Origin of the sequence: Micromonospora sp. NPDC049836 (assembly GCF_044465125.1) — a bacterium.
Classification (GTDB): Bacteria; Actinomycetota; Actinomycetes; order Mycobacteriales; family Micromonosporaceae; genus Micromonospora.
Map to the genome: position 1 here is coordinate 187,814 of NZ_JBITLH010000004.1, position 13,793 is coordinate 201,606.

General features: G+C 74.5%; 13 protein-coding genes. 4 read left to right on the forward strand and 9 right to left on the reverse strand.

Going from position 1 to position 13,793, the window contains the following annotated elements:
* Positions 1–56 precede the first annotated feature (56 nt).
* Together ACIBPB_RS12530 and ACIBPB_RS12535 are read left to right on the forward strand one after the other, a co-directional pair.
* Entirely contained in the window at positions 57–350 is a 294-nt protein-coding gene (locus tag ACIBPB_RS12530; RefSeq protein WP_396839693.1) for a DUF1330 domain-containing protein, read from the forward strand.
* Between the two features lie 152 nt (positions 351–502).
* Complete coding sequence (locus ACIBPB_RS12535) at positions 503–1,438, forward strand: ion transporter (protein WP_396839694.1); 936 nt, start codon at positions 503–505, stop codon at positions 1,436–1,438.
* 160 nt (positions 1,439–1,598) lie between these two features.
* Here ACIBPB_RS12535 and ACIBPB_RS12540 read toward each other — a convergent pair whose 3' ends face one another.
* From ACIBPB_RS12540 to ACIBPB_RS12555, 4 genes are read right to left on the reverse strand one after another with little or no spacing between them, the layout of a single operon-like run.
* Positions 1,599–2,858, reverse strand: coding sequence for an NAD(P)/FAD-dependent oxidoreductase (locus tag ACIBPB_RS12540; protein ID WP_396839696.1), 1,260 nt, complete (start codon positions 2,856–2,858; stop codon positions 1,599–1,601).
* Positions 2,859–2,888: 30 nt separating this feature from the next.
* Positions 2,889–3,485 (reverse strand): GTP cyclohydrolase I FolE, encoded by a 597-nt coding sequence (gene folE / locus ACIBPB_RS12545; RefSeq protein WP_396839697.1) that lies wholly within the window; start codon positions 3,483–3,485, stop codon positions 2,889–2,891.
* Position 3,486: 1 nt separating this feature from the next.
* Entirely contained in the window at positions 3,487–3,882 is a 396-nt protein-coding gene (locus ACIBPB_RS12550) for a hypothetical protein (protein ID WP_357321218.1), read from the reverse strand.
* On the reverse strand, positions 3,882–4,382 hold the full coding sequence (locus ACIBPB_RS12555) for a DUF2231 domain-containing protein (protein WP_396839698.1): 501 nt from the start codon (positions 4,380–4,382) through the stop codon (positions 3,882–3,884). The genes ACIBPB_RS12550 and ACIBPB_RS12555 overlap by 1 nt, the downstream gene beginning before the upstream one ends.
* A gap of 114 nt (positions 4,383–4,496) precedes the next feature.
* On the opposite strand from ACIBPB_RS12555, the gene ACIBPB_RS12560 reads away from it, so the two are divergent.
* Positions 4,497–5,156, forward strand: coding sequence for a helix-turn-helix transcriptional regulator (locus ACIBPB_RS12560; protein WP_396839699.1), 660 nt, complete (start codon positions 4,497–4,499; stop codon positions 5,154–5,156).
* Between the two features lie 106 nt (positions 5,157–5,262).
* Here the strand turns inward: ACIBPB_RS12560 and ACIBPB_RS12565 are convergent, their stop codons facing one another.
* The 3 genes from ACIBPB_RS12565 to ACIBPB_RS12575 all read right to left on the reverse strand — a co-directional run bounded on the left by ACIBPB_RS12565 (position 5,263) and on the right by ACIBPB_RS12575 (position 8,592).
* On the reverse strand, positions 5,263–6,141 hold the full coding sequence (locus tag ACIBPB_RS12565) for an aminoglycoside phosphotransferase family protein (RefSeq protein WP_396839701.1): 879 nt from the start codon (positions 6,139–6,141) through the stop codon (positions 5,263–5,265).
* A 49-nt stretch (positions 6,142–6,190) separates the two neighbouring features.
* Positions 6,191–7,063 (reverse strand): class I SAM-dependent methyltransferase, encoded by an 873-nt coding sequence (locus tag ACIBPB_RS12570; protein ID WP_396839702.1) that lies wholly within the window; start codon positions 7,061–7,063, stop codon positions 6,191–6,193.
* 155 nt (positions 7,064–7,218) lie between these two features.
* Positions 7,219–8,592, reverse strand: a complete 1,374-nt coding sequence (locus ACIBPB_RS12575; RefSeq protein WP_396839704.1) for a glycosyl hydrolase family 18 protein — start codon at positions 8,590–8,592, stop codon at positions 7,219–7,221.
* 176 nt (positions 8,593–8,768) lie between these two features.
* Between ACIBPB_RS12575 and ACIBPB_RS12580 the strand changes: the two genes are divergently transcribed.
* Positions 8,769–10,055: an ROK family protein gene (locus ACIBPB_RS12580; protein ID WP_396839705.1), complete on the forward strand. Its 1,287-nt coding sequence runs from the start codon at positions 8,769–8,771 to the stop codon at positions 10,053–10,055.
* Between the two features lie 216 nt (positions 10,056–10,271).
* On the opposite strand, the gene ACIBPB_RS12585 is transcribed toward ACIBPB_RS12580, so the two are convergent.
* Both ACIBPB_RS12585 and ACIBPB_RS12590 read right to left on the reverse strand, forming a co-directional pair.
* Positions 10,272–12,212, reverse strand: coding sequence for a ricin-type beta-trefoil lectin domain protein (locus tag ACIBPB_RS12585; protein WP_396839706.1), 1,941 nt, complete (start codon positions 12,210–12,212; stop codon positions 10,272–10,274).
* A 148-nt stretch (positions 12,213–12,360) separates the two neighbouring features.
* A complete protein-coding gene (locus ACIBPB_RS12590) occupies positions 12,361–13,773 on the reverse strand; it encodes a GH1 family beta-glucosidase (protein ID WP_396839707.1) in 1,413 nt (470 codons plus the stop codon).
* Positions 13,774–13,793: the final 20 nt, after the last annotated feature.

The following is a 13,793-nucleotide window of genomic DNA, read 5'->3' on the forward strand; positions in this document are numbered from 1 at the left end:
ACCCTTCCTGAGGCATCCCAACAGGGGGACCGCCCAGGACGAGGGAGACGGCGACGGTGCCGAAGGCCTACTGGATCACCACGTACCGGTCCATCAGCGACGAGGCGAAGGTCGCCGCGTACGCGGAGCTGGCGGGGCCGGCGCTGCGCGCGGCCGGCGGCACGTTCCTGGCGCGCGGCCTGCCGTCGCAGGCGTTCGAGGCCGGCCTGGTGGAGCGGACGACGCTGATCGAGTTCCCCAGCGTCGACGCCGCGCTCGCCGCCTACGCAAGCGCGGCCTACCAGGAGGCGCTGCGGGCGCTCGGCGACGGCGCCGAGCGCGATCTGCGCATCATCGAAGCCGTGGCCTGACGCCGGCCGGCGGTCGCCGCCGGGCCGCCACCGCGGGGTCGCCGGGCACGAACCCGTACCGGCGGCACCTCTAGGCTTGTCGGCATGCTTGCCCGGCACCGCGTACCCGCCCCGTCCGACGGTCCCGCCGTAAGCGCGGGCGGGTCGGGGCGGTGACCGGGCCCACCGTGCCGGTGCAACGGGGCGCGCCGACCGCGCCGCGGTCGAAGCTGGCGGACCGCTGCGCGCTGATCGCCGACTCGCGCGCCTTCGACGTGGTGATCGTCGTGGTGATCATGCTGAACGGGGCGGTGCTCGGCTTCGAGACCTACCGGGACCTCGGGGCGGCGCACCCGGCCCTGCGGTGGTTCGAATGGTTCTTCCGGCTCGTCTTCGTCGTCGAGATCGCGATCCGGGTGCTGGCCTACGGCCGCCGGCCACAGGACTTCTTCCGGCACGGCTGGAACGTCTTCGACTTCCTGGTCACCGCCACCATCTTCATTCCGGGCCTGCACGGCGACTCGGGGGTGCTGCGCTTCCTGCGGGTCGCCCGGGTGCTGCGCCTGGTGCGCTTCTCACCCGGGCTGCGCACCATCGTGGCGGCGCTGTGGCGCAGCCTGCCCGGGGTCGCGGGTTTCCTGGCGCTGGCCGCGGTGACCCTCTACATGTACGGCATGGCCGGCTGGCTGATCTTCGGGCAGCGCTACCCGGAGCAGTACGGCGACATCGGCCGCTCGCTGCTGACCCTGTTCGTGCTGCTGTCGCTGGAGACCCTGCCGGATCTGCTCGAGCAGGGCATGGCGGTGTCGCCGTGGACCCTGGTCTACTACGTCAGCTTCGTCCTGATCACCGTGAACCTGCTGCTCAACATCCTGATCGCGGTCATCGTCAACTCCATGGAGGAGGCTCGCCGGTTGGAGATGACCGAGCGGCTGGCCCCGGACTACGACGAGGACGGCGACGGGCTGCCCGACGAGTTGGACCGGATCGCGCTCACCCAGCGGCTGGACGACCTGCGCGCCGTCATCGCCGCGCTCGAGCGGGAGTTGCGGATCGACCGGGAGGACGCACCGGCCCGGCCGCGCCAGCAACGGGAGCCCACCGGCTGACGACCTCGCCCCCGGCGCACCCGGGCGAGGACGGCGCGCCGGCCCGCCGCCACCGCGCCGGCCCTCCCGCCCGGCGGAGCCGGCCGGCACCCGTGAGCGCCGGCCGGTCCGCCCGGCGGAGTCGGCCGGCACGGGCCGGTCCGCGCGGCGGTGACGCCGGCTACCCGGCCTGCCGTGCGGCGGGCGGGTCCGGCGGCAGCAGGTCGGCGAGGGGCACGTCCGGGTCGGCCAGCCGGTCGAGGTCGACCGGGTGGGCCGCCGTGACGAGCCGCCGGATCGCCGGGACGACGTCCCACACGTTGACGTTCATCCCGGCGAGCACCCGCCCGCCGGCGGTCCAGAACGCGATGAACTCGCGCTTGGCGAGGTCGCCCCGGACGACCACCCGGTCGGCCGCCCCGGGCGGGGCGTGCCCGATGTACTCCATGCCCAGCTCGTACTGGTCGGTGTAGAAGTAGGGCAGGTCGTCGTAGCTGACCGGCTGGCCGAGCATGGCCCGGGCCGCGGCGGGGCCGCCGTGCAGCGCGTTGGCCCAGTGCTCGACGCGCAGCCGCCGGCGCAGCACCGGATGGTAGGCGTTGGCCACGTCACCGGCGGCGTGCACGTCCGGGTCGGCGGTGCGCAGGGACGCGTCGACGTGGATGCCGTTCTCGACGGCGAGGCCGGCCGCGGTCGCCAGCTCGGTGTTCGGCCGCACGCCCACGGCGACCACCACGGCGTCGGCCGGCAACTCGGTGCCGTCGGCCAGCCGGACCGAGCAGACCCGATCGGTGCCGTGGATCTCGTGCACCTCCGCGCCGAAGTGGAAGGTGACGCCGTGGTCCCGGTGCAGGTCGGCGAAGACCCGGGCGATCTCGTCGCCGAGCACCCGGCGCAACGGCAGCGCGGCCGTCTCGACGACGTCGACGGTGGCGCCGCGTCGCCGGGCGGCGGCGGCCACCTCCAGGCCGATCCACCCCGCGCCGACGATCACCACGCGCGCGCCGTCGACCAGCGCGGCGCCGATCCGGCGGCTGTCGGCGAGGGTACGCAGCCGCAGCACCCCGGCCAGGTGCACGCCGGGCGCCGCGAGGTCACGGGCTGTGGCGCCGGTGGCCAGCAGCAGCTTGTCGTAGCGCAGCTGCTCGCCGTCGGCGAGCCGGACGGTCCGGGCGGCGCGGTCGACGGCGACCGCCCGGGTGGCGGTGCGCAGGTCGACGTCGTGCGCGGCGTACCACCCGGCGTCGTGCACGAACACGCTGTCGGGTTCGGCCGCGCCGGTCAGCAGCCCCTTGGACAGCGGTGGCCGCTCGTACGGCCGCTCGGGTTCGTCGCCGAGCACGACGACGCCGCCGGCGAAGCCCTCCTCCCGCAGCGTCTGGGCGGCCCGCGCACCGGCGAGCCCGGCGCCCACGATGACGAACCGGTCGGTTGTCGACATCGGTCCAGCTCCTTTCTGGCGGTACGCCGGTCAGCGGGGGCCGACGCCGGTGAGGGTGAAGAACTCGGCGCGGGAGCGGTGGTCGTCGCGCAGGGTGCCGAGCAGGGTGGAGGTGATGGTGCTGCTGCCGACGGCCTGCACGCCGCGCAGGGTCATGCACAGGTGTTCGGCCTCGATGACCACGCCGACGCCGCGCGGGCGCAGGTTCGCGGTCAGCCAGTCGGCGATCTGCTTGGTGAGGCGCTCCTGGACCTGGGGGCCGTGGGCGAACAGCTCGACCACCCGGGCCAGTTTGGACAGTCCGAGGATGCGGGCGCCGGGCAGGTAGCCCACGTGCGCGACGCCGACGAACGGCAGCAGGTGGTGTTCGCAGACCGACCGGATCGGGATGGCCCGGGCCAGCACCAGCTCGTCGTAGCCCTCGTCGTTGGCGAAGGTGGTGAGCTGGAACTCGCGCGGGGTGAGCAGTTCGGCGTAGGCGCGGGCCATCCGGCCCGGGGTGTCGGCGAGCCCGTCGGCGGAGAGGTCCACCCCGAGGGCGGCGAGGAACTGCGCCGCGGCCCGTTCGGCGGCGGCCGGGTCGGGGCGGGGACGCTGGTGCTGCACCCGCAGCGCGGTGACGGTCACCTCAGCGACCGCCCACGCCGAGGGCCGCGAGCGCGGTCAGCACCAGCGTGGCGACGGCGAACAGGCCGTGGCCGACGACCACCGGGACGGGGAAGCGGGATTCGGCGGTGCCGGACCGGCGGGCGGGGATCCAGCGGGCCAGCATGGTGAACCCGAGCAGGGCCACCGGCAGCAGCGCGGCGAACGCGACCCAGGCGAGCACGCGGTCGTCGAGGACCAGGTGGACGATCCACAGCACCAGCCCGATCGCGGCCAGCGCGAAGTGACCGAACACCAGGCCCGGCGCCAGGCGGCTGCCGCTGTCCGGTCGGTGGCCGCCCCGGCTGATCCAGGTGCCGAGCATGACGAAGCCACCGGCGGCCGTGATCAGCCAGGTGACGAGTGCGGCGATGCCCATCAGTCGTTCTCCTTGTCTGCGTGGTGGTAGCCGTGCGCCTGGGTGCGCTCGTCGGCGACCCGGACGCCGTAGCGGTAGGCCAGCTCGCCGCCGAGGTACCCGCCGACGGCGAGCCCGGCGAGGCCGACCGCGGAGAGCGCCAGCGGTCCCGCGCCGGGCGGGCCGGCGTCCCGGAGCGCGAAGTTGACCGCGTACCCGCCGGTGACCGCGAGGTTGATCGCCATGTGCGCGAGCGCGGTGCGGAAGGCGCGGGTGCCGGTGGGGATGGCGAACAGGTCGAGGAAGCCGACCAGCGCGGCGGCGAGCGCACCGACGACGCCGAGGCCGATGAGCCACCGCGCGCCGTCGGCGAGGTCCGGTGACCCGGGTACGAAGCGGGTGGCGAGGTCGAAGGCGAAGCTGGCCACCCAGGCGCCGATCGGCACCGCGACCAGCGCGGGATGCAGCGGGTGGCCGTAGCGGCCGGCCAGTGTGGTCACCGGGTGCTTGGCCTGATCCATGGGTCGCACGGGGAACCCCCAGGGGATTTTCACCAACGCTCATTGGTGATAGCGGTCATGCTGCCCCAGCGCGTCCGGAATTTCAATAGCCATCGTTGGTGATAACCTCGTGGCGTGAGCGGCGGAGAGCGCTGGAGCGCGATGGCCGCGCTCGTCGACCGGTCCCGACGGGCGCTCTACGACTACGTGTGCCGGGCCGACCATCCGGTCACCCGCGAGGAGGCGGCCGCGGCGCACGGGATGTCCCGCAACCTCACCGCGTTCCACCTCGACAAGCTCGTCGAGTCGGGACTGCTGCGGGCCCACTACGAGACGCCGGCCGACCAGCCCCGGGGGCGGGGCCGCACGCCGAAGGTCTACGAGGCGGCCGGCGACGGGCTGGCCATCACCGTCCCCGAGCGGCGCTACGAGCTGATCGCCGAGATCCTCGCCGACGCGGTCGCCGAGGACCCGCACGACGCCCCCGAGGCGGCGCGGCGGCACGCCCGGCGGCGCGGCCGGGACCTCGGCGTACGCATCCGCGAGGCCGACGAGGACCTGGTGGGCGTGCTCGGCGGCCTCGGCTTCGAACCGGAGTCGCTCGGCGACCAGGTGCTGCTGCGCAACTGCCCGTTCCACGCCCTGGCGGCCCGGCAGACCGCGCTGGTCTGCGGGCTCAACCACGCCTTCCTCGGCGGGCTGGTCGACGGCGCCGGCCGCACCGACCTGCTGCCCCGGCTCGCGCCCCGGCCCGGCGCCTGCTGCGTCCGGTTGGACGCCACGCCGGACCGCTAGCCGCCGCGACGCGGCCGAGCGCACGCCCAGCCAGCGCAGGCGTTCCCGGGGTCGCGGCGACGCGCGGTGACGCGCGAGCCGGGTCCGCCACGGCACTGCTCAGCTGTCAGGTCAGCACCGCACGGAAGGTCCGCTCGCCGATGCCGCGCATCAGCGGGTTGTCCGCCGAGTGGGTCAGGAAGACCAGGGACAGCACGAGCGCCCATCCCCGGGCCCGTTCCCAGGTCGCGTCGTCCGCGCCGCCATACGCGTGCCGAAAGGCGGCCCGCTGTTCCGCCGGAAACAGCATCCAGGCCACCGACAGGTCGGTGGCGGGGTCGCCGGAGGTGAGGTCACCGAAGTCGATCACGGCGCTGATCCGGCCGCGGTCGACCAGGATGTTGGCCGGGTGCAGGTCCCCGTGCAGCCACAGCGGCGGACCGTCCCAGGCGGGTGCGGCGGCGGCAGCCGCCCAGATCCGCCGCGCGACCGCGCGGTCGGCCGGCTCGAGGTGCGCCAGCGCGGTCCGGACTCCCTCGGCGCGTCCGGCCAGCGGGATCCCCCGAGACGGGTTCACGGGCGCCGCCGGAGGGGCCGGGGCGTGCAGCGCGCGGAGAAAACCGCCGAGTGTCGCCGCGGCCGAGCGGAGGTCGTCGGGCTCCGACCGCGCCGCGATCCGGCCGGGAAAGAACGGCACGACACTCCAGGACCACGGGAACTGGGTCGTCGGGCACCCGACCCGTACCGGGGCCGGCACCGGCAACGGCAGCCGGCCGGCCAACTCCGGCAGCCACCGCTGCTCGTGCGCGACGAGTGCGGCGGCCACGGTGCGCCGCGGCAACCGGACGAGGAACTCCTCGCCAAGCCGGCAGACGAGGTTGTCCCAGCCGTTGGCCAGGACCTCGACCGGCAGGTCCGCCAGATCGGGGTGCTGCTGTTGGAGCAGCCGGCGCACCAGTTCGACCGAGACCGGCACCTCGGCGGCGGGCATTCGCTGAGCGGTCACAGCCAGAACCCTACGGCCGCGCTGCGGTGCGCCCGGCCACCGCATCCGGTCAGTCGCGGTCGGCCACCAGCACCCGGCTGTGCCCCAGCGACCTGGCGTGCGCGACCGGCAGGTCCAGCCGACGCGCGGTGTCGAGCAGGCTCTCGTCCTCGGTGACCCGGTAGCCGTGCCGGGCGAGCAGGGCGGCCAGCGCGGCGGGGGTCCAGGTCGAGCGCCACGGCTCGTTGGCCCAGACGCTGCGCCGGCCGGTGGAGGCGGTCAGCAGCCGGGCCAGGACGCGGCCCGCGCGCGCGGAGCGGGACGGGCTCTGGTAGTTGACGATCAGGCGGCTGCCGGTTGCCGAGCCGGCGGCGAGCCCGGCCACGGTGGCGGCCACCTCGGCCCGGGTCAGGTAGGGCACCACGCCCTCCCAGATCCAGGTGGTGGGCAGGTGGGTGCGGTGCCCGTGGGCCGCCAGCGCCTCGGGCAGCCGGTCGCGGCCGAAGTCCACCGGGACGAACGTGGGCGGGGTGCCGGAGAGCCCGGCGGCCCGGTCCCGCTTGTCCTGCTGGGTCGCCGGCTGGTCGACCTCGAAGACCGTGACCCCGGCCAGCTCCGGCATCCGCCACGCCCGGCCGTCCAGCCCGGCGCCCAGGATCACCAGTTGCGGGCACGGGTGGGCGCGGACGGCGTCGTCGATGGCGATGGTCCGCGGCGCCATCAGCTCCGTGGTGGCCCGTACCGTCTCGTAGTCGACCCGGTGCCGCCACGTGTCGGGCACCGCGCCGTCGCGTACCCACTCGACGGCCTCGCGCTCGGCGGGCCGCAGCAGGACCATGGCGGTCGGGTCGGCGAAGCGGCCCGGCGCGATCCGTCCGTCGGCGGCGGCGCGGCCCTGGCACACCAGCACCGCGGTCCGGCTCACGGCCGCAGGTCTCGACATCGCGTCCCTCTCCCACCCGGACATCGGTTCCGCCGACGACGGTAGCGCGGACCGGTCGCGCCCGGTGCCCGGGTCGGGGCCGCACCCGCGCGGTCGCCACCGGGCGCGGGCCGGGGAGGCGGGGCTCCGCGCGCCTGCGGAGCCCCGCCCGGCCGTCACCGGCCCTGCAGGGACCGCACGTTGTCGCCGAAGGTCCAGCCCTTGGACCCGTCCCAGTTGACCGACCAGGTCATCAGCCCCTTGAGGCCGCCCTGGTAGGTGTTCCACGCCTGCGCGACCAGCGCGGGGCCCATGTACCCGCCACCGGCGCCGCTCTGCGCGGGCAGGCCGGGGACCTGCTTGTCGTACGGGACGCGGATGGTGACGCCCTGCACGATCAGGCCGGCGTTGAGGCAGCTGGTCTGCGCCACGAAGCCCTGCACGGTGCCGGCCGGGTAGGAGTCGCCGGCGCAGCCGTACATGCTGCCGTTGTAGTACTGCATGTTCAGCCACCAGAGCCGGCCGTTGTCGGCGTACCGCTTGATGATCGGCAGGTAGGCGCCCCAGATCGAGCCGTAGGTGACGCTGCCGCCGGTGACGTACGCGGTCTCCGGGGCCATGGTGAGCCCGAAGCCGGCGGGCATCTGGGCCAGCACCCCGTCGATGATCCGCACCAGGTTGGCCTGGGAGGTGGAGAGCTGGTTGATGTTGCCGCTGCCGGTGAGCCCGGTCTCGATGTCGATGTCGATGCCGTCGAAGTTGTACCGCTTGAGGATGGGCACCACGGTGGCGACGAACCGGTCGGCGACCGCGCTGGAGCCGAGGTCGATGCCGGCGGTCGCGCCGCCGATCGACAGCAGGACGGTCAGCCCGGCGGCCTTGGCCTGGCACACCTCGGTCGGGGTGGGCACCCGGACGCCGGCGTCCATGCCGTCCTCCCACAGCACGGTGCCGTCGGCGCGGATCACCGGGAAGGCGGCGGTGACCACGTTGTAGCCGTGGGTCCGGATCCGGCTGTCGGTGATCGGGATCCAGCCCATCCCCGGGTGTACGCCGTTGGCCGCGCCGTCCCAGTTCTCCCAGTAGCCCTGCAGCACCTTGCCGGTGGGCCGGGACCGGAGCGCGCAGGTGCTCCCGCCCGGGGGCGGGGTGCCGGTCGGCGTGGGTGTGGGCGTCGCGGTGGGGGACGGGGAGGACGTCGGCGTGGGCGTCGGGGTCGGTGACGGCGGCTTCGTGGTGGGGCTCGGCGACGGGGTGCCGGCGCCGCAGGCCCCGAGGTCGGTCCAGAGCGCCGGGGTGGCCGGCGGGGTCCAGCCGGCGCCCGCCGGTGGGGTGTGCGTCACCAGCGCCTGGTAGAGCCGGCCGGCGTAGCTGGCCTTGCTGCCGGCGGTCCAGGTCACCCCCTCGGCCCAGGCCGGCACGCCGGTGCAGGAGACCAGGGCGGTCGTGCCGGCGGTCGCCGCGCTGCCGGCGGCGGCGGGCAGGGCGGCGGTGGCGGCGAGCAGCGCGGCGCCGCCGAGCAGTGCGGTCATCCCGCGTCGAAGTCGCATGACATACCTCCTCGTCGATGCGCCGGAGGCTATCAGTTAACTTTGTTAAATGTAAATGTGTGACCCGCGGCCGACCCCGCCGACCAGCTTCTTCGACCCTTTGTTCACGGCATTAATCTGGGATGACGCATCCCGGGTGAGCCGCGCGGGTGGTGACAGGGGAAGGGTGGGCGGAGATGGACGCCAGGCGCACCACCGTGCGGGACATGCGTCGGGCCAACCGGTCGGTGCTGCTGACCCGGATCTGGCTGGACGGGCCGCTCAGCCGCCACGAGCTGGGGCAGAGCACGGCGCTGAGCCTGGCCAGCGTGAGCAACCTGGTCGGCGAGATGATCACCGAAGGGCTGGTCGAGGAGGCCGGCTCGGTCGAGTCCGACGGCGGCCGTCCCCGGGTGCTGCTGCGGGTCGCCCCCGCCTACGGCTACCTGGTCGGCGCCGACGTCGGTGAGACCCGGGTCCAGGTCGAGCTCTTCGACCTGGCGATGACCGCGCTGGCCAAGGCCGAGTACCCGATCGCCGCCGCCGAGCCCGACCCGCAGGACGTGGCGCGGCACCTGCTGCGCGGCCTCGACGCGGTCATCGAGCAGGCCGGCGTCGCGCCGGCCGCGGTGCTCGGCTTTGGCGTCGCCGTCGCCGGCACGGTCGAGCGGACCGCCGACGCGGTGGTGCACGCACAGACCCTCGGCTGGGAGGGGGTGCCGCTCGGCGCGATGCTGCGCGCCGGCACCGACATCCCCGTGCACATCGACAACGGCGCGAAGACCCTCGGCCAGGCCGAGATGTGGTTCGGCGCCGGCCGGGGCGTCCGGCACGCGGTGATCGCCCTGGTCGGCTCCGGCGTGGGCGCCTGCGTGGTCGCCGACGGCGTCGGCTACCGGGGCGCGCACAGCAGCGCCGGCGAGTGGGGGCACACCACCCTGGTGTACGGCGGCCGCCGCTGCCGCTGCGGCAACCAGGGCTGCCTGGAGGCGTACGTCGGGGCGGAGGGGGTGCTGGACCGGTTCCGCCAGGCCAACCGGGGCCGCCCGGCGCCCGGCGGCGACGAGGAGACCGCCTTCGCCGGACTGTTCCGCTCCGGCAGCCGCACGGCCGCCCGGGTGCTCGACGAGACCGTCGGCTACCTCGGCGCCGGGGTGGCGAACCTGGTCAACCTCTTCAACCCGGAGCGGGTGGTGCTCGGCGGCTGGGCCGGGCTGGCCCTGGGCGAGCGCTACCTGACGCAGATCCGCGCGGCCACCGGGCGGCACGCGTTGCGCCAGCCGTACGCCCAGACCTCGATCGAGCTGTGCCGGCTCGGACCGGACGCGGTCGCGATGGGCGCGGCCACCCTGCCGATGGCCCGGCTGCTGCGCGACGGCGGCGTGCCGCGCGAGCCGGCCGCGCGGCTCACCCCGGCGGTGGTGCGGCCGGCCCGCCGGCCCGTCGGCCAGCGGGCCGCCGGCCCTCTGGCCCGCGAGCGCTGAGGCTGCCTGCTGCCCGAGCGCTGCGCCGGCCTGCTGGCCGAGCGCTGAGCCGGCTTGCTGCCCGAGCGCTGCGCGGGTTTGCTGCCCGAGCCCGAGGGCTGGCGAGCGCCGAGCCGGCCGGCCGCCGCAGCCTGGCGCCAGCCCACGCTGAGCGCCGGGAGGGCGGGCCGGCCGGGGTGGCCGGGCCGGCGGTCGGCGCCGCCGGCCCGGCCGGGTTCAGGACGGCAGCGTCCACTTCTGGTTGGCGCCGCCGGTGCAGGTCCAGATCTGCGTCTTCGCGCCGTCGGTGGAGGTGTTGCCGGTGACGTCGAGGCACCGGTTCGCCTGGGGGTTGACCAGGTCCCGGCCGGCCGTCCAGGTCCACTGCTGGGCGGCGGTGCCGTTGCAGGTCCACAGCTGCACCCGCGTCCCGTCGGCGGTGCCGCCGCCGGAGACGTCGAGGCACTTGCCCAGCGCCCGCAGCGTGCCGTCGGTGGCCCGGGTCCACTGCTGGTTGGCGCCGCCGAAGCAGGTCCAGATCTGCGCCGGCGTGCCGTCGGCGGTGGCGTTGTCGGTGACGTCCAGGCACTTGCCGCCGATGCCGGTGACGAGGCCGGTCGGTCCGGTCGGCGAGCCGCCGCCGGACTGGGTGCCGGACCAGGTGAAGGTCGCGGTGGTGCGGGCCGGCAGCGAGTAGGTGAACGACTGGCCGCCCCAGAGCACCCGCACCGACTGCGCGGCGCTGCCGCCGTTGTGCGCGAGCAGCGCCTTGGATCCGTCCGGGTTGCGGTACGCCACGTTCTGCACCGTGCCGTTGGCGGTGGAGGCGATCCGGTACGCCCCGGGCCGGACGAACCTGGTCAGGTGCCCGGTGGTGTAGTACTCGACGGTGTAGTCGACCTGGCCGGCGCGGGCGCCGCCCTCCTGCACGGTGATCAGGCCGGTGCAGGTGCCGCAGCCGCCGTTGTGCGGGCCCATGAACTGGTTGACCGCCAGGCTCCACTTCACCACGCTCCGGCTCCAGTTCCGGGCGTAGGTCACGATGTCGGTCATGTCCTCGTTGTGCTGGTTGCCGATCCAGGTGCCACCGGAGTGCTCGGTGCTGAACTGCGGCACGGCCGGGTACTGGTCGTGGACCTGGCTGCCGACGGCCGGGTCGCCCCAGTAGCCGTGCCAGGCGATGCCGCCGAAGAGCGGGTCGGTACGGACGGCGGCGTCGGCGAGCAGCCCCTGGCCGATGGCGGCGTAGTCGCCGTAGTTCCAGTCGTGCACCAGCACCTTGGTGGTGATGCCGGCGGCGCGGAACGCCGGGTAGACGAAGTTCTTGGTCAGCTCGACCAGGCCGGAGGAGTTCCAGCTCATCCCGGGGTAGTCCATGGCGGTGGGGTTGCCGGCCTGGCAGCAGTTCGGCTCGTTCTGCACCGACAGGTAGTCGACCTTCACCCCGCGCGCCGCGTACGCCTGGATGGTCTTGACGAAGTACTGCGCGTAGCTGGCGTAGTACTCGTACTTCAGCCAACCCATCTGGTCCATCCGGCCGTTGTCCTTCATCCAGCCGGGCGCGCTCCACGGCACCACCATCACCCGCAGCCCGGGGTTGAGCTGCCGGGCCTGCGCGGTGAGCAGCTCGACGTCGGTGTCGTAGCCGTTGGCGCCGAAGTCGGTGAGGTCGCAGCAGGTGTCGTCCAGCGAGACGTTGCCGGGCCGGGACAGGTCGGACGCGCCGATCGGGTTGCGGAGGAAGGACAGCCCGATGCCGTCGGTGGGGCTGAACAGCTTGCGCATCACCTCGTCCTGGGTGGCGGCGCTGACCGGTCCGCCGCGCAGCAGGTGGGCGGTGGTGTCGGTGATAGACGCGCCGGCGCCCTCGAACTGCTGGTAGCGGGTGTTCTCGTCGACGGTGAGGGTGTGCGTGGCGGCGGCGCTGGACGGCGCGAAGCTCAGCGGGCTCTGCGGTTGCAGGCCGCGGGTGACGGTGCGGCCGCCGGCGTCGGAGGTGGTGGTGAGCCAGACGTTGACGGTCTCCCCGGCGGCCCGGGCGGCCGAGGGCGGGGCGAGGGCGGCGGCGCCGGCGGCGAGGCAGAGCGCCAGGGCGACGGGGCCGGCGCGGCGTGCGGTCGGCCGGGCCGGGTGGCGGGGTGGCGCCGATCCGGGGTGGTCCTCGGTGGTGGGGGACACCGGTGCTCCCTTCGATCGATGTTCTTCACTGAGAAAACCGTCCCCACCTGCTTATGTCAAGGCATGAAAAAAGCCCTCGGGAGGCTCCCGAGGGCAGGCCGGCGCGGCCGCCCGGGTCACGCCCCGGGCGGCCGCGCGCGGCGGCGGATCAGCGCTCCCCGCGCACCCGCCGCACCGTGTCGCGGTACCAGTGCGCGCTGCGCTTGAGGGTGCGCCGCTGCGTGTCGTAGTCGACCCGGACGATGCCGAACCGCTTGTCGTAGCCGTACGCCCACTCGAAGTTGTCCAGCAGCGACCAGGCGAAGTAGCCGCGTACGTCGGCGCCGGCCTGCCGGGCCCGGGCCACCGCCCGCAGGTGCTCGGTCAGGTACCCCACCCGGTCGTCGTCGGCCACGAAACCGTCGGCGTCCGGCTGGTCGTCGAACGCCGCGCCGTTCTCGGTGATCACCAGCGGCACGCCCGGGTAGTCCCGGTGCAGCCGGACCAGCAGCTCGGTGAAGGACTCCGGCACGATCTCCCAGTCCATCGCGGTCCGCGGCAGGTCCCGGCGGACCACCCGGCGCACCGGCCGGCCGTCGTCGTCCCGCTCCCGGCCCTGCTCGTCCACCCCGGAGTGGATCTGGCCGAAGTAGTAGTTCACCCCGAGCACGTCGATCGGGGCCGAGATGACCGCCAGGTCGCCCTCCTCGACCGGGATCCGCACCCCCTCGGCGGCGAGGTCGGCCACCACGTCCTGCGGGTAGGAGCCACGCAACACCGGGTCGAGGTAGAGCCGGTTGCCCAGCCCGTCGGCGGCCCGGGCGGCGTCCCGGTCGGCCGCGCTGTCGGTCGCCGGGTCGGCCGTGGTCAGGTTCAGCGTCAACCCCAGCTCGATCGGGGCGGTCGCCGCCGCGCGCAGCCGCTGCGCCGCCAGCCCGTGCCCGAGCAGCAGGTGGTGCGCGGCGGCGATGCCGGCGCCGAGGTCACGCCGGCCGGGCGCGTGCAGGCCGTACGCGTACCCGAGCATCGCCGAGCACCATGGCTCGTTCAGCGTGGTCCAGGTCTTCACCCGGTCGCCGAGCGCGGCGAAGACCAGCTCGGCGTAGTCGGCGAAGCGGTACGCGGTGTCCCGGTTCGGCCAGCCGCCCGCGTCCTCCAGCTCCTGCGGCAGGTCCCAGTGGTAGAGCGTGACCCACGGGTCGACGCCCCGGCCCAGCAGCTCGTCCACCAGCCGGTCGTAGAAGGCCAAGCCGGCCGGGTTGGCGGGACCCCGCCCACCCGGCTGCACCCGCGGCCAGGCCACCGAGAAGCGGTAGGTGTCCAGGCCCAGGTCGGCGATGAGGGCGACGTCCTGCGGCATCCGGTGGTAGTGGTCGCAGGCCACGTCACCGTTGTCGCCGTTGACCACCGCACCCGGCACCCGGCAGAAGGTGTCCCAGATGGACGGGGTGCGGCCGTCCTCGGCCACCGCGCCCTCGATCTGGTACGACGAGGTCGCCACCCCCCACCGGAAGGTCGGCGGCAGGGTGTCGATCGGGTCGGCCTGCCCGGTGCTGGTGGGTCGGGTGAGGTCGGTGTCCATGGTTCTCCTCGCGGGTCGCG

Excerpts from the sequence above, each read along its gene's own strand:
- ACIBPB_RS12540 (WP_396839696.1), bottom strand. The coding sequence starts at position 2,858 with ATGTCGACAACCGACCGGTTCGTCATCGTGGGCGCCGGGCTCGCCGGT.
- ACIBPB_RS12570 (WP_396839702.1), bottom strand. The coding sequence starts at position 7,063 with ATGTCGAGACCTGCGGCCGTGAGCCGGACCGCGGTGCTGGTGTGCCAG.
- ACIBPB_RS12550 (WP_357321218.1), bottom strand. The coding sequence starts at position 3,882 with ATGGGCATCGCCGCACTCGTCACCTGGCTGATCACGGCCGCCGGTGGC.
- ACIBPB_RS12555 (WP_396839698.1), bottom strand. The coding sequence starts at position 4,382 with ATGGATCAGGCCAAGCACCCGGTGACCACACTGGCCGGCCGCTACGGC.
- ACIBPB_RS12575 (WP_396839704.1), bottom strand. The coding sequence starts at position 8,592 with ATGCGACTTCGACGCGGGATGACCGCACTGCTCGGCGGCGCCGCGCTG.
- ACIBPB_RS12590 (WP_396839707.1), bottom strand. The coding sequence starts at position 13,773 with ATGGACACCGACCTCACCCGACCCACCAGCACCGGGCAGGCCGACCCG.
- ACIBPB_RS12580 (WP_396839705.1), top strand. The coding sequence starts at position 8,769 with ATGGACGCCAGGCGCACCACCGTGCGGGACATGCGTCGGGCCAACCGG.